General features: G+C 37.4%; 20 protein-coding genes and 1 tRNA gene. 11 read left to right on the top strand and 10 right to left on the bottom strand.

Annotated features, from left to right (window positions below):
• Window positions 1-11 precede the first annotated feature (11 nt).
• The gene (locus tag ACRXC1_RS14100; protein WP_433659715.1) at window positions 12-413 is read left to right on the top strand and encodes a hypothetical protein; all 402 of its coding nucleotides are present in this window, start codon (window positions 12-14) and stop codon (window positions 411-413) included.
• 304 nt (window positions 414-717) lie between these two features.
• On the opposite strand, the gene ACRXC1_RS14095 is transcribed toward ACRXC1_RS14100, so the two are convergent.
• Window positions 718-803, bottom strand: a tRNA-Leu gene (locus ACRXC1_RS14095).
• A 132-nt stretch (window positions 804-935) separates the two neighbouring features.
• Here ACRXC1_RS14095 and ACRXC1_RS14090 point away from each other — a divergent pair.
• Together ACRXC1_RS14090 and ACRXC1_RS14085 are read left to right on the top strand one after the other, a co-directional pair.
• The gene (locus ACRXC1_RS14090) at window positions 936-2,147 is read left to right on the top strand and encodes a hypothetical protein (protein WP_433659713.1); all 1,212 of its coding nucleotides are present in this window, start codon (window positions 936-938) and stop codon (window positions 2,145-2,147) included.
• A 92-nt stretch (window positions 2,148-2,239) separates the two neighbouring features.
• Complete coding sequence (locus ACRXC1_RS14085) at window positions 2,240-4,144, top strand: alkyl sulfatase dimerization domain-containing protein (RefSeq protein ID WP_433659711.1); 1,905 nt, start codon at window positions 2,240-2,242, stop codon at window positions 4,142-4,144.
• A gap of 6 nt (window positions 4,145-4,150) precedes the next feature.
• Here ACRXC1_RS14085 and ACRXC1_RS14080 read toward each other — a convergent pair whose 3' ends face one another.
• Together ACRXC1_RS14080 and ACRXC1_RS14075 are read right to left on the bottom strand one after the other, a co-directional pair.
• Window positions 4,151-5,095, bottom strand: a complete 945-nt coding sequence (locus tag ACRXC1_RS14080; RefSeq protein ID WP_433659709.1) for an NAD-dependent epimerase/dehydratase family protein — start codon at window positions 5,093-5,095, stop codon at window positions 4,151-4,153.
• Window positions 5,088-6,008, bottom strand: a complete 921-nt coding sequence (locus tag ACRXC1_RS14075) for a lysophospholipid acyltransferase family protein (protein ID WP_433659707.1) — start codon at window positions 6,006-6,008, stop codon at window positions 5,088-5,090. Before ACRXC1_RS14075 ends, ACRXC1_RS14080 begins: the two co-directional genes overlap by 8 nt.
• A gap of 60 nt (window positions 6,009-6,068) precedes the next feature.
• On the opposite strand from ACRXC1_RS14075, the gene ACRXC1_RS14070 reads away from it, so the two are divergent.
• On the top strand, window positions 6,069-6,368 hold the full coding sequence (locus ACRXC1_RS14070; protein ID WP_392858265.1) for a hypothetical protein: 300 nt from the start codon (window positions 6,069-6,071) through the stop codon (window positions 6,366-6,368).
• A 1-nt stretch (window position 6,369) separates the two neighbouring features.
• Here the strand turns inward: ACRXC1_RS14070 and yihA are convergent, their stop codons facing one another.
• Window positions 6,370-7,047, bottom strand: coding sequence for a ribosome biogenesis GTP-binding protein YihA/YsxC (gene yihA, locus ACRXC1_RS14065; protein ID WP_392910512.1), 678 nt, complete (start codon window positions 7,045-7,047; stop codon window positions 6,370-6,372).
• 53 nt (window positions 7,048-7,100) lie between these two features.
• Here yihA and ACRXC1_RS14060 point away from each other — a divergent pair, with 53 nt between their 5' ends.
• On the top strand, window positions 7,101-8,342 hold the full coding sequence (locus tag ACRXC1_RS14060) for a sigma 54-interacting transcriptional regulator (protein ID WP_433659704.1): 1,242 nt from the start codon (window positions 7,101-7,103) through the stop codon (window positions 8,340-8,342).
• Here the strand turns inward: ACRXC1_RS14060 and ACRXC1_RS14055 are convergent.
• Entirely contained in the window at window positions 8,331-9,200 is an 870-nt protein-coding gene (locus tag ACRXC1_RS14055) for a flagellar basal body-associated FliL family protein (RefSeq protein WP_433659702.1), read from the bottom strand. The two genes, ACRXC1_RS14060 and ACRXC1_RS14055, sit on opposite strands and share 12 nt — an antisense overlap.
• Window positions 9,201-9,400: 200 nt before the next feature.
• Between ACRXC1_RS14055 and ACRXC1_RS14050 the strand changes: the two genes are divergently transcribed.
• From ACRXC1_RS14050 to ACRXC1_RS14035, 4 genes are all read left to right on the top strand, one after another.
• Complete coding sequence (locus tag ACRXC1_RS14050; RefSeq protein ID WP_433659700.1) at window positions 9,401-10,057, top strand: hypothetical protein; 657 nt, start codon at window positions 9,401-9,403, stop codon at window positions 10,055-10,057.
• A 105-nt stretch (window positions 10,058-10,162) separates the two neighbouring features.
• Window positions 10,163-11,044: a YicC/YloC family endoribonuclease gene (locus tag ACRXC1_RS14045; RefSeq protein ID WP_433659698.1), complete on the top strand. Its 882-nt coding sequence runs from the start codon at window positions 10,163-10,165 to the stop codon at window positions 11,042-11,044.
• Window positions 11,045-11,048: 4 nt separating this feature from the next.
• The gene (gene gmk / locus ACRXC1_RS14040; RefSeq protein ID WP_433659696.1) at window positions 11,049-11,615 is read left to right on the top strand and encodes a guanylate kinase; all 567 of its coding nucleotides are present in this window, start codon (window positions 11,049-11,051) and stop codon (window positions 11,613-11,615) included.
• Entirely contained in the window at window positions 11,615-13,801 is a 2,187-nt protein-coding gene (locus ACRXC1_RS14035) for a RelA/SpoT family protein (protein WP_021268329.1), read from the top strand. Before gmk ends, ACRXC1_RS14035 begins: the two co-directional genes overlap by 1 nt.
• A gap of 96 nt (window positions 13,802-13,897) precedes the next feature.
• Here the strand turns inward: ACRXC1_RS14035 and ACRXC1_RS14030 are convergent, their stop codons facing one another.
• The 5 genes from ACRXC1_RS14030 to ACRXC1_RS14010 form a co-directional block, all read right to left on the bottom strand.
• On the bottom strand, window positions 13,898-15,355 hold the full coding sequence (locus ACRXC1_RS14030; RefSeq protein ID WP_433659694.1) for a leucyl aminopeptidase family protein: 1,458 nt from the start codon (window positions 15,353-15,355) through the stop codon (window positions 13,898-13,900).
• A 19-nt stretch (window positions 15,356-15,374) separates the two neighbouring features.
• The gene (locus tag ACRXC1_RS14025; protein WP_392910498.1) at window positions 15,375-16,013 is read right to left on the bottom strand and encodes a YdcF family protein; all 639 of its coding nucleotides are present in this window, start codon (window positions 16,011-16,013) and stop codon (window positions 15,375-15,377) included.
• A gap of 13 nt (window positions 16,014-16,026) precedes the next feature.
• Window positions 16,027-16,413 carry a Rid family detoxifying hydrolase gene (locus ACRXC1_RS14020; RefSeq protein ID WP_392858290.1) on the bottom strand — a complete coding sequence of 129 codons (387 nt, stop codon included), beginning with the start codon at window positions 16,411-16,413 and terminating at the stop codon, window positions 16,027-16,029.
• A gap of 14 nt (window positions 16,414-16,427) precedes the next feature.
• Window positions 16,428-18,761, bottom strand: coding sequence for an NADP-dependent malic enzyme (locus tag ACRXC1_RS14015; RefSeq protein ID WP_433659691.1), 2,334 nt, complete (start codon window positions 18,759-18,761; stop codon window positions 16,428-16,430).
• 61 nt (window positions 18,762-18,822) lie between these two features.
• On the bottom strand, window positions 18,823-20,232 hold the full coding sequence (locus ACRXC1_RS14010) for a sodium:solute symporter family protein (protein WP_433659689.1): 1,410 nt from the start codon (window positions 20,230-20,232) through the stop codon (window positions 18,823-18,825).
• Window positions 20,233-20,298: 66 nt separating this feature from the next.
• Here ACRXC1_RS14010 and ACRXC1_RS14005 point away from each other — a divergent pair, with 66 nt between their 5' ends.
• Together ACRXC1_RS14005 and ACRXC1_RS14000 are read left to right on the top strand one after the other, a co-directional pair.
• On the top strand, window positions 20,299-21,228 hold the full coding sequence (locus ACRXC1_RS14005; RefSeq protein ID WP_433659687.1) for a hydrogen peroxide-inducible genes activator: 930 nt from the start codon (window positions 20,299-20,301) through the stop codon (window positions 21,226-21,228).
• A gap of 191 nt (window positions 21,229-21,419) precedes the next feature.
• Complete coding sequence (locus ACRXC1_RS14000; RefSeq protein WP_433659685.1) at window positions 21,420-22,565, top strand: trypsin-like serine peptidase; 1,146 nt, start codon at window positions 21,420-21,422, stop codon at window positions 22,563-22,565.
• The last annotated feature ends 8 nt before the right edge of the window (window positions 22,566-22,573 follow it).

The raw sequence follows: 22,573 nt of genomic DNA, 5'->3' as shown, positions 1-22,573 counted from the left end.
GGAGAAAATTGATGAAATCAATGATCATCTGTCTAATTACACTTATGTCGTTTAATGTTTTGGCCAAGTCAGTAACTAAGAATCTAACAAGTGAAGAAACTCAAGTTGTAGTTGAGCTTGTTAATAACTATAAAGTTCCTCTTCAAGTAAGCGGACCTTGTACTAAGGTTGAATTCGATATTATTGATAGTATTAAGGGCTTTAACCCTGCGGTATGGTCTCTAAATGCTGGATATATGACTTATCTTTTAGAAGAGAGTGAGGCGACAGATTTAGTATATCTATTTGATCGCGTGGAAGTTCCTTCTGTACTAATTAACTCATTTACACAAGTTTCGAGAGCAACAATTACTGGTTCTTCTTGTGGGTTTAATCCGTACAAGTGGTCTATTACATTTGATGATTTAGAGTAGGGAACATAGCTTGAGAGACTTGGTCAGCTTCGGCTTATAAACAGGATGTTTTGTATGCAACCATTAGCAGGAGCGATTGGTTGCCCTGCCTTCGCTGACATACGTCGCATCCTGCTCCTAAACTCGAATCAAGTTATGTTTTATATTGAGATCTCTATTTTTATAAAGTCGAGACTTGGTCAGCTTCGGCTCCTGCCTTCGCTGACATACGTCGCATCCTGCTCCTAAACTCGAATCAAATTCAAGTTCTATACCCAGACAACAATAATAAAAAAGCCCAGGATAAACCTGGGCTTTTTTATTATGGTGGCCCGGGCGAGACTTGAACTCGCACAGTATTGCTACCGGCGGATTTTGAATCCGCTGTGTCTACCATTCCACCACCGGGCCATTGAGAATAGAATAAGTCTATTCATTTCATGGAAATCAGTCAATTGTTAATAATTATCTATGAATATGACGCACGGTTTATTCTTTTTTGTTTTTTAAACTTATAAACTATTTCTATTAATGAGGACATATATGGAAGCACAGTCTTTGACCTATCTCTTTATTGCTACTGTCATTCTCTTTTTTCTTTTTACGAAGAAAGTAATGACGAATTCTACATGGACAGCAACCATGACCCCCCTAGCATCTATTATTGGTAGTGGTTTCCTTATTTCTGCACCTCTTTTAAATGAGCTAAGTGGTATATATGCTCCTGTCTTGATGGCCATCCTCTGTCTTGCTTCATTTGGGATAGGGGAAGTGATTCGTTGGAATATTAATGATGTTGAGCCTGTACTCTTAAAAAGTGATTTTAAAAACCACACACATGATAAGGTTCGGTTTAATGAAAGAATTAGTGACTGGGTCCTGGCCTTTGCTTATATTTTATCGATTACATACTACCTCTATTTATTTTCATCATTCTTTCTAAGGATGACAGGTGATCACAGCGTTGTTGTTGAAAAAGGAGTAGTAACAGTTGTTATTATGGCCATCGCATTCTTTGGACATCAACATGGATTATCATCACTAGAGAGGCTGGAGAGTGTTTCTGTTAACGTCAAGCTTTCCATTATTGTGACTTTTTTGATGGGCCTCGCTGCTTATCAATTTGGTTCCCATCAGATTGAGTCAAAAGATATTAGTAATTTTAACTATCATTCTTTAGCTGTCAGTTTGGGACTACTTATTATGGTACAAGGGTTTGAAACGAGTCGATACCTTTCTGAGAAGTATAATCGAGAATTGAGAGTAAGAAGTATGAGGTACGCTCAATTGATTAGTAGTGCAATTTATATGCTACTTATTGTCTTGTTTATTCCTGTTTTTAAATCTCATCCTTTAAGTGGAATGATTTCAGAAACATCTGTCATTGATATTGGTCAATTTGTATTTGTTCTCGCTCCTACATTCTTATTTGCAGCTGCTATGGCAAGTCAGTTAAGTGCTGCTATTGCTGACATGGGCGGTGGTGGAGGCCTTTTTGCTGAGATCTCAAGTGGGAGAATTAAATCGAAAAATGCCTACCTTTTCATAGCCTGTGTCGGAACAATTCTCGTCTGGCTATTCGATATTTTTAAAATCATTTCTTTTGCCTCAAAGGCTTTTGCTCTTTATTACCTATTCCAATGTATAAGCAGCTGTTTAATTAACTATCGAGTGAATAAGATTAAATTTACTTTCTCATTTTTAATGGCCGTTCTTTGCCTTGTTATTGTTATTCTTGGTCAACCATTTGAGTAAAACTCATTTTACTTTTGTTAATATAACTTAAGTTCTTATTTCTTTGTTAGATGTCGAAAGACTTATTGAAGCAACTCTACAAAGGAAGAAATATGAAAGTTGGATTTCTCGTTATTATTCTGTGTGCTATCTCATTTTTTGTGGGAAGAGGGACATCCTTTATGGGAAGTGCCCTAAGTGTAAATACCCTCATTCACGATAATCCTATGATGAAGGCTAAAGAGAAGAAGTTATCAAAGCTGGATAATGGTGCACTCGTTGATAGCGAAACGATGAATTATTGGAATTTACCTCAGGAAAGCGAAAAACGTGGTTCCTATGACAAATTGACAACCATTAACTTAGGACGTGGACTCTATACTGTTGGCAGTGACAGCATTGTTAACTTGCATTTCATTATCGGTAAAGATGGCGTTATTGTGTACGATACTGGTGATAATGAACACGATGCAAATGTTTTCTATAATGAAATTAGAAAAGTAACAAAACTTCCAATAAAGGCAATAGTCTACTCTCATGAACACTATACTTTTGGTGCAAAAGTCTTTGTTGATGAAGAAAAGCGTCGAGGAAATCGAAATATCAAGATTATTGGCCATCCAAATACGAATAATGTTATGGCCGTTTCTGGGGGAGTTGAAGCTCTTCATCCGGAGGTAGGTGGTGTTCTCATGGCAAGGTCTGTAGAGCAATTTAATCTTTACTTACCGGATAAGGGTGAAGATGCCCGTTTTAAAAATACTATTATTCCTGATAACAAAGGCTTTATACCAGTTAATACACCTGTGAAAAATGGCCAGAAGCTAACGATTGCAGGCGTAGGGATGACTTTTTATACTAAAGATGTCGGGACAGATACTTCTAACCAAGTTCTAGTACATATACCTTCTAAAAAGGCCGTCCTCAATAATATCGTGTGGGGATGGTTTCCAAATATCTATAGTCTACGTGGTGGAAGGTATCGAAACCCTGAAGAATGGAAAAGATCTGTTGAATTTATTAAAAATCTGAAACCAGAAGTTCTTATGAGTACACATTCCACAAGTATCAAAGGTCGTGATAGAGTTGCTCAACGCTTGCAGAACTATCAAGACGGGCTTGCTTTTGTTTTAGATCAGACTTTAAAAGGGATTTCATTGGGCATGGGGCCAGATGAGTTAAGATACTTTGTGACAATTCCAGATTACTTAAAAAAAGAACCAACGTTGATCGAAAATTACGGGCCAATTTCATCGATGCCTCCACGTATTTATAATGCAATATTTGGGCAATTTAATCGTGATGCAACAACTCTTTATCGTCTTCATCCTGATGATGAAGCAAAAAGAATTGTTCTTGCTATGGGAGGAGAAGCTAGGGTTAAGTCTCTTGCGGATTATGCATACAGAGATGGTGACTACCAGTGGTCTTGTCAGCTTGCAAGTTATTTAGTTCGCGTAAATAAGAGTAGTGATAATAATCAAATTAAAGCAAATTGTTTAAAGCAAATTGGCTATCGAAGCCTTGCAACAACTGCACGAAGTTGGGCCTTAAGTCAGGCCAGAGCTGCTGAAGAAAAGGTTGCAATTATTAAGAATGCTCCTGCAACATTTAGTCAGGTAAGAAGTAATGCAAGTGCATTTGTGAATAATTATCGTATTAGAATTAATCCTGGTCGAGCACAAGGTACTGATAAGTTCATTGCAATCAACCTTGGGTATGGTGAACAGTATGGCCTACATATTAGAAATGCAGTCGTCGACTTTGTAAGCGATAAAAGAAAGATTGATAAAATGAAAGATCTTGAAGTCCATATGAATAAAGATACATTTACAAAGTTATATAATAACCTCGGTACTGTTGATGACTTTATTGCTTCTGCTGATATTGGAATCGTAAAGGGGACGAAAGAAGAGATTGTAGAAGCCTTTTCTAATTTCGATATTATATACGATTGGGAAAACGATCCTGCTTTAAAAACTGTAAAAGAAAGAACACTCGCAAGTGAAGAGGAATAAAAATACTTAGCCCTTTCGTATTAACGAAAGGGTTTTTCTGCTGTCATATTGATAAATATCTTCTGGTATAAATTGATTAATTTTTGAATTATCAATAATACATGAGTACATAACAAAATCGATGAAGTAACTTGGAAATGGCCAGATCTTGCGTATCGCTTTAGAAAGAACTTCCAAGGTAAAAACTGGAAATGGAAAGTCTCTAGTCCCTGTTATTTTCTTTGCCTCTTGAATAGAGATTGTTTCACTAGGGGCAACGTTGTAAACCCCTGTCGGTAGTTTGTCGAGAGATTGAAATAAAATATTTGCCATGTCATATTCATGAATGAATTGCATCATTGGATTGAAATCAATAGGTATTGGAGTCATATTAGAGGTTAGGTATCTTGATATCGTATTATCAATTTGTGGCCCAATAATATTACATGGCCTAAGAACAACGGTTTCAATATTTTCTCTATTTTTCCACATCCAGTTTGTACAAAGAGCATCTACTTCTGTCACATCTCGAAGTTCAGGATGCTTGATACTAACTTTTAAAGGATAATCTTCATTAATAAATACTGGATTATCTGCTTGGGCGCCGTAGACATGAAAGGTACTAAGCATAATAAATTTTTTTATGGAGTACTTCTCAGCAAGTTCTAAGACTTTACTTGTATTGATAAGACTAAAACTCAAACGCTCCTCGGCACTTCCTCCAGGAGGAGTTATTCTACCGATTTGATAAATTATTTCAAATCTATTTTCACGAAATAGCTTTTCAAAATTTCTGCGAGTATAGCGCATACGATGAAATGTGAAATTTTCAAAGTCTACTTCATTCTTCATTCTTCTTGAGTCAATGCCAATAATTCTCGCATCAGGAATTCTTTTTGCCAGTAGCCCGCATAGAATATTTGAAAGACCACCTGAAGCACCAATGACTAGGATTGAACGTTTACTATTCATCGATCTCTTCCTTTGTCACTTTCTTTGTAAAGGCCCATGGCCTACGAGTCTTTCTCCCTTCATTAAGCATTGATTGAATAACTCTCTCTATTTCACGAATATGTGGATCGATTAAGCTGTCTTCACTATCTGAATTGATATCTGTAGGCAACTCAATTGGTTTTCCTACGTGAATATCAATAGGAGAGGGGAGTGGAAAGTAATTAGCACTTATTGGAAGAGCAGGTAATTTAAAAAAACTCGCAACAGAGCTTGCCTGATAGACATAAGGAAAGATCTCCTCTGCTCCAACCACGGCAACAGGAAGAATCTTCACTCCACTTTTAAGGGCCATGCGAAAGAAGCCAGGTGTAAATTCTTGGACATTATAATAGTTACTTGTGCTCTTAGAGACTCCTCTAACTCCTTCTGGAAAGATTAGAAGAGATTCTCCACGCTTTAAAAGGTTTAAGCAGTTGTCGCGATCACCAAGAACAGCGCCGCATTCTGAAGACCACTTGTTGATAAATGGTAGTGCTGTAAAAAAACGTTCAACCATTGGCCTAAGAACTCTTGGAGGTTCATTTTCGAACGCAAAGGCACATCCTATCATTAGGCCATCAATAGCAATTTGACCGGAGTGGTTTGAAATGACCATGTATTGTTCATCTTTGATATTCTCTTTTCCAAAAAGACGAACTTTAAAGTAGTGACGATAAATAGTGTAGAGTATTTCAAAGCTTTTGCGAGCTTTAGGTATACTTAGTCCCCATGGGTCTTCACATTCGCCATATAGGTCCAATAAACTTTGATAAGTTCTTTCAAGATTGTCTTTCTCCTCATTAGTGAGCATATCCTTGTAACTTGCGAGTTTACTTTCAAGAACTTGTTCAAAAGAAGAAAATTTTTTTGCTAAAAAATCTAATGAAATCATACTTATCTTTTTGTAAAATAGGGGACGATCTATTATTTATTCTATCTGAAAGAGTGAATTATGCAAAAAGAGGAATGGAAAACCAAGCTTAAGAAAATAGTTGATGAGTGTTCTCAGGAACTATCAAAAGCAACTGTTATTGGAAAGAAGATGCTAACGGCATCTCATACTAATACTCTGCTAAATGAGAAGTATCAAGAGTTGGGGCAATTGGCCGCTAAGCATTTAAAGTCAGGGATTCTTGAGTGGGAAAACCCAAGGGTTGATGAACTCTTAAAAGAAATTAAGGAATATGAAGATCAACTTCACCTCATGGAAGAAGATGTCTCAAATATTAAGTCTAAATGCTCAAAAGAATAATTTAGTCTCTTTGAGTGTTTGCGAGCTCATTTTGTAATAGCAGATAATTAATAATGGCATTCTCTAGTTGAGGGATCCCTTGTCCTTTCAGTGCCGAAATGAAGTGAATCTGAGTTACCCACTTGTGTTCTTTGAAAATGGCCGGTTTTAATTTATTTAGAGCTGCTCTATCTTTTTGTGTCTTAAGCTTATCTAGTTTATTAAAAAGTAAAAATGCTTCATGACCAAATGGACTTAGATAGTCTCTAAAAACAAGGTCGGCTTTTTGGTTAGGGTGACGAGCATCTTGAAGATTAAGCATTAGGTTTTGTTCCCCGCAGTTTCTAAAGAACTCATCCATTAAGTTTGCCCAATGAGCATGAATCTCTTTTGATACTTTTGCGTGTCCATAACCAGGAAGGTCAAATAGGTAAAACGGCGGAACATTATCAACAATTTTACCTTCTTTTTCTAACTGAAAAGAAAAGATATTAACTTGGCGTGTACGTCCTGGAGTCTTAGAAGTAACAGCTGTGCTCTTACCGAATAAAGAGTTAATTGTTGATGACTTCCCCGCATTAGAGCGGCCAATAAAACTTACACCAATTGGTTTCTCTGCGTTTAACCATTCGATTAATTGGTTAACGTCTGTCATTCCGTATCTGAATTGAGTTGTCCCTTTGGCAATTTTATATTCCATTTTACTTCTCTTCCGTTTATCAACGATTCTGCTTAAATTCTAAGGAGTTATATATGCTAGAAGTACCAAAGTTAGACAAGCTTGTAAAAGACACATTTTGTGCCCATGGAAATTCTATAGAGATTACACCTTTATTTGGTCCAAAACGTCGAATTTTATTGAATCGAACAGCCTATCATATTGATTTAACAGGAAAAGATCTCATTGTAGGGCCCTTAAGAATCACTCTACCAATACTATCAGAAAATGAGGAGGCCGAGTTTAATTTATCAATTGTGAAGACTAATGTTGGTGATACATTCTGTCTTTCAGGTATAAATGGAGCGACATTTAGAATTAATGGCACTTTTTCATCACATGCCTATTTAAGAAAAGGTGATGAAGTCGCCTTTGGCCGTAATCGTATTCGCTGCTTAAGTGATGATGTTGAGCAGGAAATTGGCCTGGACTATCGAGTTCATCCAAAGCTTAACGTATTAATTGAAGGTGAAACTGGAACAGGGAAAACACACTTAGCAAAAAGTCTACACGAGCAAAGTGGAGTCAGTGGAAATTTTGTACACTTAAACTTGAGTTCGTATTCTCAGAATATTTTAGAGTCAGAATTATTTGGTCATAAGAAAGGAGCATTTACAGGTGCTTTGAGTGATAAAGATGGAGCACTAAAAGTAGCAAGTGGAGGGACACTTTTCTTAGATGAAATTGATTCAATTTCAAAAGAAACACAAGCTAAGCTTCTCCTATTTCTAGATGATGGGCTTTTTTATCCTGTTGGATCAAATCAAGCTGAACATATAAAAACAAGAGTTATTGTTGCTTCTGGCCGGCCCCTTGAGAAGCTTGTTCAGCAAGGGAAGATGAGGGCCGACTTTTTCTTTCGTGTGTCTTCAGAAGAAGTTATTAAGCTTGATTCTTTACGTGATTGTGAGAAGCGTTTAGATCAGCTTCTTAACTCATATGAATTCAAACATGGTATTACGATTCATCCGAAGCTTAAGAGATTTTACCAAAATTATTCATGGCCTGGAAATATTAGGCAACTTAATGCTCACCTTAGAAAGAAACACTTGAAAGGCAAGACTAATCTTCTAACTTATTGTGAGATCGATGAAGGTCTTATGAAGCTAAATCAAATGAATATGGTATCTCAAGATGATCATCATTTTTATTCATACCGAGAAATGAAATATCATTACTTTCTAAAAATATATAATCATTGTGATCAGAATGTTAAGGCTTCAGCAAAGGTCTTGGGAATTTCAAATCAGACACTTCGAACTGTTTTATCCATTTAAAATTGAATCGATATAAACTCTTTCAACATGGCCGTCGATTTTTAAGTCTTCTATCAATTTGTTGACTTCGTAACGTACTTTCTCTTTGATAATCTTCTTACCTTCCGGTTCAAGAGGAAAGTTTGGTACAACTGCTTGAAGTGACTCATTAAGACGGTCACGTATTAAAATCTCATTTTCTGGTTTATAGAAATATTGTGCTGTGTAGCGGTTATTAGTTTCAAGAAGTACATCGATAAGAAGAGACTTCATTCCATTTCTATTTTTAATATAAATAGGAACATCCACGTTTCTCAAAAAGATGGTTCTCTTATTTGCAAGGCGGTAACGAGAACGACCCCATTTCGCTTTTTCAAGCTCATCTGCACTTGCAATCGTTCTTTCTTTCTTGGGAGCCGTTTTATCTGAGATTTCCTGAATATTTTGATAAACAGAAATTCCTGTAAGTGAAAATACCGTTAGGGAACAAGTTATACCGACGGCCTTTGCTGGTGAAATTGCTGCAAGTTTCGTCACTACATTTTTTGACCAAAAACCCTTGGCAACATTGTATGCCTTAAGAGAAAATTCCCCAGACAGCTTAAAGTTTTTGAAGGCCTCGCCAATTGTTGCCAAGCTTTGTTTCTTTGCCAGCATGAATGTAATGAATGCTGCAAGTTTAAGCCTAAACCATTTCCTAGCTGGTCCAGTGAGAAACTCTGGTAGAGATAAAATCTTTTTGATAAGGCCAGTCGTTGTGGCCAAGAAGTTACGATAGAGATGTTTAATCTTTTCAGGCGTGATTCCCGTAAAGAAATTGGCCAGATTTGTAAGCAAACCATTTAAATATTTTTCAATTTTTAGCCATTTATTCATCATTACGAAATATCCCCAAATCTATCTCTATAGTGCTTATCGGCAAGTGGTCAAAATACCTGAGTCTGTGGAGTCAATTCCTGAGTAATTTAATAGGCTAGGAAGTTTTTTCTGGATGTGGAGGAAGCTGAATGGATTCTTAAGAAATCCCAATAATTACACCGTAAAGAAGGGTGATGGGGAGAATTATTTAAGGAGAAGACATGCTTAGAGCATTAACATTACTTTCACTTTTGGCCATTGTTTCATGTGGGCCGATCTCGATAGATCGCCAGTTTCTTGATGTTATGGGAGAAGAAGATGAGGGATTCTCACTATTTAGCCCCGGTCAGGCCTTTGATACGGTTGGTGGAGACCCAAGCTATGTTAAATATAGTAGGGAAGAGATGATGAAAAGAACACCATCTAGTGAGGAGGATTATCCTGCATGGTCGCAAGAAAAGCGATTAAAAATGGAGCTTCAGGCAAAACTAGATAGTATGCGCCCGGAAGATCGAGAAGCTTTTCGTCGCAAGGAAAGGATGTTTGATAATGACTCACAGAAGCTCTATTACTTAACTTTGACCAGAGCTGAGCAGCAACAATATGGAAAAACTCTTGTTCAGTACGAGAGACAAAGAAAATTTGAGGCACGTAAGCCAGCTTCAATTTTTCACTATTCGCCACGAGCTCAGGCCCACCGCGAAATAGCAATGGGAATGGATAAGAAGAATGTAATTGATAGATGGGGAAACCCTCATCGCGTTGACACAGCAGGTAATCCTCAGCTTGAAAACGAGCGATGGACCTTCTTTGAAAATGGAGATCGTAAATATGTCTACTTTAGCCAAGGAAAGGTAGAAGGTTGGTCTCTGGAGTAGTGTGGAGAATCGTTAAGGAAGTATAATAAATATCGAATATTATTACTTCTAGCGGTTGATATCGCTGTGTATTTGAGTTAAAAAAGTCATTCATTGGGAGAGAAAATGGCCAAAAATATATATTCAATGACTGGCTTTGGTAAGGCCGAAGCAGGTAGTGAAAGCCTTCAAATTACAGTTGAGATCAAGACTGTAAATCATCGTTTTAAAGATATTCGATTTAAAATGTCATCACTATTCAATAGTGTTGAACTTGAAATGAGAAATCTTATTTCACAAAACTTCAAACGCGGAAGCTTTGATATAAACGTTAGTTATAAACGACTAGAAACGAAGTCTCGTTTTGATGATATTGATAGTGAAAAAGTGAACGCTTTTATCAGCTCGATGAAGCATCTGGCCGATAAGAATGATGTTCAACTTGATATTAAGCCAACTGATTTTTTACGTAATGAATTTATGAAAGAAGTCGATGAGTCTTCAATTGATGAGATGAATACATTTGCAATTGATGCCCTTAAGGGTGCCATTGAAAATTTAAAAGAGTCTCGTAAGGTTGAAGGTCAGAAAATGGTCGATGTCATTAAAAAGCATCAAAAATCTTATGAAGAGTTTTTTAATATTGTAAATAATAAGTCAGATGAATTCCAAGCGGCCGTAAAGGAAAGGCTTGAGAAGCGATTTGACGAATATAAAACGGCGATGCCAGTAGATGAACCTCGCTTTATGCAAGAGGTGATCTTCTACTTAGAAAAGATGGATATTCACGAGGAAATTAATCGTATAAATGCCCACCTTTCTAAACTTAATGATCTACTGACAAAAGGTGGAGAAGTTGGCCGTCAAATTGATTTTCTTATTCAAGAACTTAACCGTGAAACGAACACAACGGGATCGAAGTCAACTCTTCAAGAAATCTCTGAAGCCGTTGTTCAAATGAAGGTTCAGTTAGAAAAGATTCGAGAGCAAGGTTTAAACCTCGAGTAGTATTATGAGTGAAGGTAAAATTATAGTTATTGTTGCACCATCTGGATCAGGGAAATCGACTCTGATTAAGAGAATTAAAAATGAATTCCACGATCTTTTGGAATCTGTTTCTTTTACGACACGTAAGGCACGTGAAGGTGAAGAAAATGGAAAGCACTATAACTTTATTACGGAAGAAAAATTTCTTGCTATGAAAGAGCAAGATGCATTCTTAGAGTGGGCACAAGTTCACGGAAATTATTACGGTACATCAAAGGAGTTCGTGGAGAGTGAAATTGCCAAAGGGCATAATCTACTTTTCGATCTCGATGTCCAAGGTACTGACTCATTTAAGGAGTACTTTGGTGACCGAGCACGCGTGATCTTTATTGCACCACCAAGTGTTGAAGCACTAGAACAAAGGCTTCGTGGCCGTGGTACTGAGACGGATGAAAGTTTAAATATTCGTCTTGATAATGCAAAACGTGAATTACTAAGAAAGAATGATTACGATTATCTTGTGGTTAATGATGACCTTGAGACGGCATATATTGAATTAAAAGATATTTTTGAAGGAATCTTAAGAAAGTAATGTACCAGCAACTCGATTTCGCCCATGAGCGCGAATTAAATATTGATGAACTTTGTCGACGTGTCGAAACTTATTATCCAGACGCGGACTTCACTCTTTTAAGAAAAGCTTATCTCTTTGCAGAAAAGTCCCATGAGGGACAAATGCGAAGCTCTGGAGAGAAGTATATCATTCACCCGCTGAATGTTGCTGCAACTTTAGTTAAGCTTCATATGGACCTTGATACGATTATTGCAGGCCTTCTTCACGATGTCGTGGAAGATTGCAGTGTCACTCCTGAAGAAATTGAAAAAGAATTTACGACTGAAATTGCTCAAATTGTTGTTGGCCTAACTAAGATCTCTAAAATGAAGTTTAAGTCTAAGGAACAATCACAAGCGGAAAACTTCCGTAAAATGGTTGTTGCGATGGCACAAGACTTACGAGTTATTATTGTTAAGCTTGCAGATCGTATGCACAATATGAAAACCCTTCAGTATGTACGTGAAGAAAAACAAAAGCGTATTGCGGAAGAAACACTTGATATCTATGTTCCTTTAGCATCGAGACTAGGTATCAACTCAGTTAAGATTGAACTTGAAGATATTTGTCTTCGCTACTTACACCCGGATGTTTATTATCGTTTGGCCGAAAAAGTTGCGATGAAAAAGAGTGATCGTGAAATCTATATTGGAGACACGATTGGTGTCGTAACTGAAAAGCTTTTTGAATACTCGGTGAAGGCCGATATTACAGGGCGTTCTAAACACTTCTATTCAATTTATAAGAAGATGGTTTCTCGTGGTGTTGATTTCGAACAAATTCACGATATTCTAGCTTTTAGAATTATTGTGAATAATATTACAGAATGCTACAAGGCCCTTGGGGTAATACACTCTGCATTCACACCAATTCCTGGCCGCTTTAAAGACTATATTGCGATACCAAAGGTTAACAACTACCAGTCTCTACACACGACTGTTGTTGGGCCTAAGGCAGAAAGAATTGAAATACAGATTCGTACCCAAGAGATGCATGAAGTTGCTGAACGAGGGATTGCTGCTCACTGGAAGTATAAAGAAGGGATGTCTTCTGGTAAGACAAAACTAGATTGGGTACAAGAACTTCTTGAGTATAATAAAGATACTGATAATAGTTCTGAGTTCATGTCACATGTTAAGAATGACTTAGATGTTGGTGGAGTTTTTGTTTTCACTCCTAATGGAGATGTTTTTGAACTGCAAGATAACTCAACACCGCTAGACTTTGCCTATCGTGTCCATACAGATATTGGACATCGTTGCGTTGGAGCGAAAGTAAACGGCAGAATGGTACCATTAAAGTACGTTCTTCGTTCAGGTGATACGATTGAGATCTTAACTTCTAAAACTCAAACACCTAATAAAGATTGGCTTAATATTGTTAAGTCTTCTAAGGCAAAGGCCAAGATTAAATCATGGCTTCTCAAGGCCGAAAGAGAGCGCAATATTGAAGTTGGTAAAGAAACTCTTGATAAGGCATTCAAGGTACTTGGTACGACTTTAAAAGCAGTTTTAAAGCGTAATGAGCTTGATTATGCGAAAGAAAATCTAACGAATGTAAAAACATATAGTGAAATCTATAATAACGTAGGTGCTGGAAAACTTCATGTTGATAAAGTTATCGAATGTATTCCAGGTCTTAAAGACGAAAAAGTTGATGATGCGAAAAAGAAGGAGATCTCATCTCTTACTTCAACTATTTCTCGTACAGCTAAGAAGCGTGCCCATAAAGATAATGCAGTAATTGTTGATGGGATGGATGACTTAATGGTACGTATGGCCCGTTGTTGTAACCCTATTCCAGGTGATCCAATTATTGGATATATCACTCGTGGCCGTGGGATTACTATTCATCGTTCAGACTGTACTCGCTACGATGTAGGTGATGTTGGAAGACAAATTGCTGTTGAATGGAATGAAAACTTCACATTTAAGCACCCAGTAAATATCCGAGTTCTTACTCATGATCGTCCAGGTATTCTTTCAATGATCTCAAAAGAGATTGGAAACCTTGGTGTTAATATTCGCTCTGCTATGGCGAAGTCGACTCAAGATAGAAAGGGAAGCTTGATTTTTGAAATTGAAGTTAAGGATTACTCTGAACTTCTTAAAACGATTTCAGGACTTGAAGCACTAGACTCCGTGATCTCTGTTACAAGAGGATAGCGAACCATCGCAATAAAATGAAATTTATATTCAACAAGCCGGGTTCAAGCCCGGCTTTGTTGTCTGAGGAGCAATGGAAAAGCTCCTCTTATGCAATTAATTTTGAAAGTATCCAATTAAAGTTTCAACACCTTGACCAGAACCACCTTCTTGGGCCAGTGAAGGTCTAAAACCACTTGTCCAACCAAAGATATCAAAGTGTGCCCACTTAGTGTCACCAATAAATTTCTCTAGGAAAAGTGCTGCACCAATTGAGCCACCTTTTACCTTAGACATATTATTCATATCGGCAAAATTCGATTTGAAGCCTTTGTAGTAAGGTCTATATAAAGGCATACGCCAAGAAAGGTCACCGTTCTTTTGTGAAGCCTTTAGAAGTTTGTCTGCAAGCTCGTCATCGTTAGAAAACATACTCGTGACAAAATCACCCATCGAGACTTTTGCGGCTCCTGTTAATGTTGCAAAATCAATTAAAACTTCTGGTTTTTCTTTTTGAGTGATTGCAATATCCATAGCATCCGCAAGAGCTAGTCTTCCTTCTGCATCAGTATTACCAATTTCAACTTTTAGGCCATTGCGAGAAGTATAGATATCGCCTGGACGAGAAGCTAATTCATTAATTGAGTTTTCTGCAAGTGCTAGGTAAAGGTCTACCTTCTTTTTCACGCCTGATTTTTCAAGCCAAGTAGCAAAGCCCATAACTGTAGCTGAACCACCCATGTCTTTTTTCATTACGCCCATACCGGCGCCACTTTTAACATTTAAACCACCACAGTCAAATGTGATACCTTTTCCAACGATTGCAGTAGGTTTCCCCTTTGCTCCTGCTGGCCTGTATTTAAGGTGAACAATTCTTGGAGGAGTTGCAGATGCTTGTCCAACGCTTAGAATTAGCCCACAATTTTCTTTGGCAAGTTTCTTCTCGTCATAAATAGCAACCTTCATTGTCGTTGATTTTGCAAAATACTTCTTAACAGCATTTGCATAAGTTACAGGATTTAGCATATTTGCTGGAAGGTTAACGAGGTGTCTTGCTGTATTAATTGATTGTGCCACTGATAGAGCTGAGTCTACAGTTGATTTCGTTACTTTCTTTCCGTCGTCAAAGAAAGAGATAGCACCAAAGCTAAGTTCTTCTTTAAAGCGGTAAAGGGCGAGTTCTAAACCTACGATTGCACCAGTAATCATTTCTTTATCAAGTCCGTAGAAGTTAACTTCTACTTTCTTCGATCTCTCTTTTGTGATTTGACCAACAAGAGACCCTAAGGCCTCTCTTGCAAGAGAGTAGTTGCTATCCGCAATAAGATTATAATGTTGCTCTTCAGTTTTAACTTCTTCAATAACCTTGAAGATAATAGGTCCTTCACTACCAAGGATACTAACTTCTTTCTCTTCTCCAATTCTGTCAATGATCCACTCAGGGATATGCTCAGAATGAGTGATATTACTTTCTTCTAATGCACTAGCTGTTAGTAAGTAAATTCTCGTTACTGTTGAACGAAGTGTTTTTGGGCCACTTTTCTTAGTAGCCATGATTGATGGAACGATATTCATTATTCCTCCTATTTAAATTTTAATCTTCACTGGCCAAGGCCAAGTAAGTAAGTGTTCTGAAGTATTTAAATACTTCTTTGTAGATAATTTTAAGACTTCTGAAAGAGGTAAGTGGTGACTTCACTCCCCAGAAATAGAACTTGTAGTGATCGTTCTTACGACGACGATATTCGATTATCGATTTGATTCGAAGAATATGGTAATCATGTGACACAATCAATACTGAATCAATATTACTCTTTTTGCGAAGAGCTTGTAGTGTTTCTAATACGTTTTCATATGTATTTTTCGCATTGTAATCAATGTCGAGAAAATCATGGTTTATTTCATCAGTGATTTGATGACTTTGAATAAGAGTACTTACATTATTCTTTGTATGAACTCCTGAAATGAGAATATTCTCTTGATTGTATTCCTTCGCTAAGCGAATTGCTTCTTGAATACGGCCTCTATCTCCAGTAAAGACGACGATAATATCAGGTCGCTTCTTATAGAAAGTTTCTTTAGTTTTAACATTTTCATTTTGAGAGTAGAGGATGAGGGTATATGAAAGAAGTGAGTAGCCTAGGATGAAAATAACAAACTTGGAGAAAAGCTCGAGGGCCTTTCTCCAAGATCTTGTTTGTTTTGTTTCAAATACATACTTCTTATCAAACATAAAACAGTATTATCTATCCTTTCGCTGCGATAACTTCAATTTCTACCACAGCTCCCTTAGGAAGTGCTGGAACTTGAACACAGCTTCTTGCTGGGTATGGAGCTGTAAAGTAAGCTTCATAAGCAGCATTAACCTCACCAAAGTTAGCAAGATCAGTAACAAAAATTGAAGTCTTGATGATGTGCTCACGAGTTAGGTTTTGTGACTCTAGAAGCCCATCAATATTCTTCATAATTTGGTTTAGTTGAGGAACAAATCCTTCTTGTAATTCACTAGTCGCAGGATCAATTCCAATTTGACCAGAGAAGAAGTAAGTTCCGTTATATTCAACACCTTGAGAGTATGTTCCTACTGCGCTTGGTGCCTTATCTGTTGCAATAATATTCTTTTTAAAGCTCATAATAATCCTTCCTATTAGTCGTGCTTTGGCTCTTCTAATGATCTAAGGGCCGTTAAGCGACAAGAGTCAACGATCTCTTTAATTGAAGCCGTTCTTTGAATAATATTAACTGTCTGATTCATTGGAGCAAGGATTGGTCCAATAGCAGAAGCTTCACTTAATTGAGCAAGTAACTTGTAAGAGATATTTGCTGAGTTAAGTTCTGGGAAGATAAGAATATCTGCAGAACCACCAAGCTCGCTAAAGTCAAATAGGTGATCCATGATATTTGCGTTTACCGCAACGTCTGCTTGCATTTCACCTTCAATGATAAGCTCTGGGTATTTTTCCTTTGCCATCTTTGTTGCATTCTTCATCTTCCTTGCACCTGGAAGTTTTGAATCACCAAAATTTGAGTAACTTAAGAAAGCAATTCTTGGCTCTCTTCTCATTAGTGACTTGTAAAGGTGTTGAGTTGATTTTGCAATTTCAACAAGATCTTCAGCTGAAGGATCTGGTTGTACTGTCGTATCAGCTAGGAATAGAACACGGTCTTTAAATACTAAAATGAAAACACCTGCAGCTTTCTTTCCTGCTTGGGCCCCTATAACACTTAGAGCTGGTTTTAAGCAATCACTGTAATTTAAAGTTGGACCTGCGATAAATGCATCAGCGAGTCCTTTTTTAACCATCATTGAACCGTAGTAGTTTTCTTGGATCATTAGGTCTTCAGCTGCACTCAAAGAGACACCCTCTCTTTGTTTCATTTCACAGTATTCAGTGTAGAACTCTTTAAAGTTAGGTGCCTTACGTGGACGGATGATTTCGATACTCTCATCTAGAACCTCATCAAGGCTTAGTGACTTGATTTTTGCTCTAATATCATCTGGATGTCCAAGAAGAATTGGTTGAATTGTATCACCTTCAGCAAGAGTTTTTGCAACATGAAGAATTCTTGTGTTTACACCTTCTGCAAAAACCATTCTAACTTTTTTTCCATCACGAGCTTTAATTTGTGAAGCGAGACGGTCACGAACAGTTTTCATGAATGCACCAGAGGCCGATAGGCGACTTGCTAAGTGCTCAGAGTATTCTTGAAGGTCAGTAATCTGACTTCTTGCAACTCCTGTATCCATTGCAGCTTTTGCAACAGCAGGAGCAAGTCTAACAAGAACTCGTGTATCAAATGGCTTTGGAATAATATAATTCTTTCCATATTTGAAGTCCTCACCTTGGTAAGCAAGTTTAACTTCATCAGGTACTTCTTCTTTTGCAAGATCAGCAAGAGCGTGAACTGCCGCAAGTTTCATTTCTTCATTGATCTTACGAGCACGAACATCTAGTGCACCTCTAAAGATTGAAGGGAAACCTAGTACGTTATTAACTTGGTTAGGGAAGTCAGAACGTCCTGTTGCCATAATTGCATCATCACGAACTTCTTCAACTTCGCTTGGTAGAATTTCAGGGTCTGGGTTTGCCATTGCAAAAATGATTGGGCTCTTTGCCATTGTTTTAACCATATCTTTTGTTAAAACACCTTTTGCAGAACAACCGATGAAAACATCAGCATCAACCATTGCATCACCTAGAGTTCTTGCATCAGTTTCTACTGCATATTTTTCTTTGTACTCATTCATTCCATCAGTACGGCCTTTATAAATAACACCGCGAGAATCAGTCATTAGAAGGTTTTCATTCTTAACGCCTAGTTGAAAGAAGATGTTAGCACATGCCATTGAAGCAGCACCTGCACCTGAGAAGACAACCTTTACTTCTTCAATTTTCTTCTTAGATAATTCAAGGGCATTAAGGAATCCAGCAGCTGCAATAATTGCAGTTCCATGTTGGTCATCATGGAAAACAGGAATATCCATTTTTTCAATTAGTTGCTTTTCAATTTCAAAACACTCTGGTGCTTTAATATCTTCAAGGTTAATACCACCAAAAGTAGGCTCAAGTGCTTTAACAACATTTACCATACCTTCAACAGTTGATTCCTCAACTTCGATATCGAAAACATCGATGTCAGCAAAGCGCTTGAAAAGAATCCCTTTTCCTTCCATTACTGGTTTACCTGCAGCTGCTCCAATATTTCCTAGACCAAGAACGGCCGTACCATTTGAAACAACACCAACAAGGTTACCTTTAGCAGTATACTTGTAAACATCATCAGGATTTTTAGCAATTTCTAAACATGGGTGAGCTACACCTGGCGAGTATGCCTTTGTTAGATCAGAAGCAGTCAAACATGGCTTTGTTGCAATTACTTCAATCTTTCCTGGTTTACCCATTGAGTGGTAATCAAGGGCCTTTTGAATTTTTTGAGCGTCCGCGCTCGATTTGTCCGTGACTTTTTTATTATCAGTCATATGTAATCCTTTGAACTTAAAATCCTACGAAATTAAGTACAAAGGATACACTTGTTGGCCCTTATCCGACTAGTTTTTTATCCCTAATTAGGTGATAAATGAACAGAGTTAGACTTGTTGCAACAATCCCAATATAGAGCTCGTCAATATTGGCGTAGAAGCCAACTTTTGAGATATGACGCCACGTGGCCGTTGAGACAACTCCTATCAGACAGGCCGTCACAAACTGGTTATCACTAATTCGTTTCGGAAAGAGGTAACCATAGACAACTGGCAGCAATAGACATGATGCAGAAAATGAACCAAGAGTCTTCCAAACAGATTTTATATTTCCCTGGAAGTATTCAGACATAATCACTGTTAAAACGGCAACAAAAATAACTCCAAAGTGGTGAATCCAAATGCGACCCTTGTATTTCTTTGGTGCAAGGTCATAGGCCAGGTTTGTTCCTGCGATAAATAGGTAGGAATCGAGTGTTGATAATATTGTTGCAAGAATTCCCGCTAATAAAAATCCTTTTAGACCATGAGGCAGGATTTGAATTGCATATGTTAGGTAAGCATGTGCACTCTGTGCATCTGGTATTGCGGCTTTTGCATACATTGCTCCAAACGTCGTACAAATATCGAAACAAAACCAGATAAAAGTTGAGATCAGAATACCTTTCTTTGAAACTTCTCCACTTGTGGCAGAAAAACAGCGTTGATAAAAGTTTGGATCAACTAGAGTTGATAGGGCAATAAAACCCCAGACAAAAGTTGTTGCTAATGAGTTTTTACCCGTTAAAGACCAGTAGGACTCAGGTAGATTTGCTTTTAAATAGGAGATGCCACCAAACTCAAAGAAAGAGAATCCAAGAACTAAAGCAACTGCAAGACACATAACAAAGAATTGAATGAGGTCGGAAAATACAACTGACCTTAGCCCTCCCCACATAGAGTAGAGAACAACAAATCCAACTCCAAGACTTGTGTTAAGTAATAGCGATCCTCCAAAAATTAGTTGCAGAAAAATACCTAAACTAATTCCGTAAGCTATTGGGAGAACATTGAAGAAGTTGAAAACTGCGGTGAGTTTTGCTGAGCGTGGCCCAAACATTTTTTCAACTAAATCTGGTAGAGTAACCGCGTGATAAGGCTCAATTTTATCAATGAGAAAGAATGCAAAAATAATATAGGCGATGTACCAGAAAACACCTTGAGTGATAAAGTTATAAATACCCTGATTGAAGGCAATCTCAGTTACTCCAAATATTCCACCGTACCAAGTTGCAACAAGTGTCGCGACAAAAAGAGGTAGGGTGAGTCTTCTTCCCATGATCAGAAGATCGAGGAATGACTCTTTTTCTGTGGATTTATTCATGCGATATTGACCGTAAATAACACTGGCTATAGTTAAGCCTAAAATGGCAAAAAATATAAATAAGTCTAAAGATGATAGACTTTGAAATAAATCAATGCTGTTGTTCATATAGTCTCCGATTATGGAGTATGATATAGTATAGAAATTATAAATCAACCTTCAGGAACTCTTGTTATGACAATAACTCAACTGGAATATGTATTAGCAGTCGATAAACACCGTCACTTCAGAAAGGCATCTGAAGAGTGTCATGTTTCTCAACCAACATTGAGTATGCAAATACAGAAGCTAGAAGATAGCTTAGGATTTGTTATATTTGATCGCTCTAAGAATCCTATCGTTCCAACTATTGAAGGTGAAACTTTTATTGCTCAAGCTAGAGTTGTTAATAAAGAATTTAAAAAACTAAAAGATATTGCAAGTGATCCAATAGTCGGTATAGAAGGCGAGTTCAAACTAGGTGTAATTCCAACTTTAGCACCGTATCTTGTACCTCTTTTTTTAAGTCGCTTCGTAAAAGAATTTCCAAAAGTTGATCTTATTATTGAAGAGAGAACGACTGATGAAATTATTGAAAAACTTGATCGCGACGAATTAGATGCGGGACTTCTTGTTACTCCACTTCATAATAATCAGCTTGTTGAAAGAGTTTTGTTTTATGAACCACTCTATGGCTTTATTGCAAAAGATCACGAACTCTTTCACAAGAGCCAATTAGAATATTCTGACCTAGATAAAGATGGACTCTGGCTCCTTCAAGAAGGTCATTGTCTACGTGGCCAGGTTTTAAATCTTTGCCAGAAAGTTAAAGGCTTTCAGCACTTTGAAAGTGGATCCCTTGAGACAATTAAGAACCTTGTGGCCAAGGATAGTGGATATACGATTATTCCTCATCTCGATATGCTTGATTTAACAGGTGTTCGAAAGAAAATGATTCGCTCATTTACGCCTCCGGTACCAACACGTGAAGTTTCAATAGTTTACGGCCGAATCTTCTACAAAGAGAAGGTTATTGATGCACTGGAAGGAATGATCCTTAAAGTTATTCCAAAAGAGCTTAAGAGCTTTAAAAACGCCGATGTTTCAATAATTCCTATTGATTAGGTGACATTTTAACACCTCTGTTTGTTGTAATTTTTGGCCAATTTCTTACATTTGCTTAACTTTAGGCATTATGGGCCTATAAAAAAGACACCCAGGTTCTTATATCATGTTTATTTTTCTATAAATTACTCAATCAACAAGTTCACAAAAGAGCTTGAAAGGTTCCATAAGGAAGATTGGAGGAGAGGGTAATGTCAGTAAGAAGTTCCATGTTTTTATTAGTAGTTGTTTCCACATTCTTAACAGTTTCATGTGGGAAAAGTGTTCCAGCTTCAGCGGATGCAGATGTAGCAACAGGCTCAATCATTGTTGGCGATGTTAACTGGCAAGAAGTAATAGCTTTTGATGATTCTTCAGATATTAGAAAAAATTCAAAAGCAGTAGCTGATATTCAATTTTCAAACACTGGCCGTTGTACTGGCTTTTTAATCTCGGATAACGTTCTAATGACAAATCATCACTGCATCACAAGTGCAGCAGATGTTGTGGGAATGAAAGTTTTTATGAAACATGAAAAAGGTGTTTCAAAGTCAGGCCAAGGTGAGATCACATGTGATGAGTTCATCGGTAATGATGAGGAATTAGATTTTGCACTTGTTAAGTGTGAAGGGACGCCAGGTCAGACTTACGGTAAGGTTGTTTTAGATACAACTGAACCAGTAGAGGGAGATAGCGTTTATGTTATCCACCAAAACTGTGATTACTATACTGATTACAACTGTGACTGGACGAAGAAAGTATCTGAAGGAAAGGTTGTAGGACTTAGAGGAGATGTTTTATACGATGCTGACACTTTAGGAGGCTCATCTGGTTCACCAGTATTTAATGCAGACTCTGATAAGGTATATGCTATCCACCACGCTGGTTACGGCGGATGGGGAGGACGCGGAGTTTATAATGGTGCAGTATCAATGAGTCGAATTGTTCCATTTATCCTAGAAAACTTCCCAAGTGTTTTAGCGCAAGGTCAAGATGATAGCGATTCAACAGATAAGCCAGGCTCTGATAATGATACAGCACAAACGGCAACAGAGTTAGGTTCAGGATTCTCTCAAAATGTTGAAATCGACAGTGAAGAAGATGTTGATTTCTATAAAGCTGAAATGAAAGCAGGTGAAGTTTTAGACTTTAGAATCTTCTTCTCACACAGCGAAGGTGATCTAGACTTTGAAGTTCTTAAGAAAATGGGATCATCTTTTAAAGTTGTCTCTCGTAAAGAATCGTCAAGTGACAATGAGGCCGTGAGATTAAGAGTGAATTCTTCTAATACTTACTATATCAAGGTTTATGGTTACGCGGGAGCAAAAGCAAAATATAAAGTTCAATTTAAAAAATAAAATAAGGC

Origin of the sequence: Halobacteriovorax sp. GFR8 (genome assembly GCF_050955245.1) — a bacterium.
Taxonomy (GTDB): Bacteria; Bdellovibrionota; Bacteriovoracia; order Bacteriovoracales; family Bacteriovoracaceae; genus Halobacteriovorax_A.
Note: the sequence above shows the minus strand (reverse complement) of the source record. Positions and strands in the feature narration are given on the sequence as shown.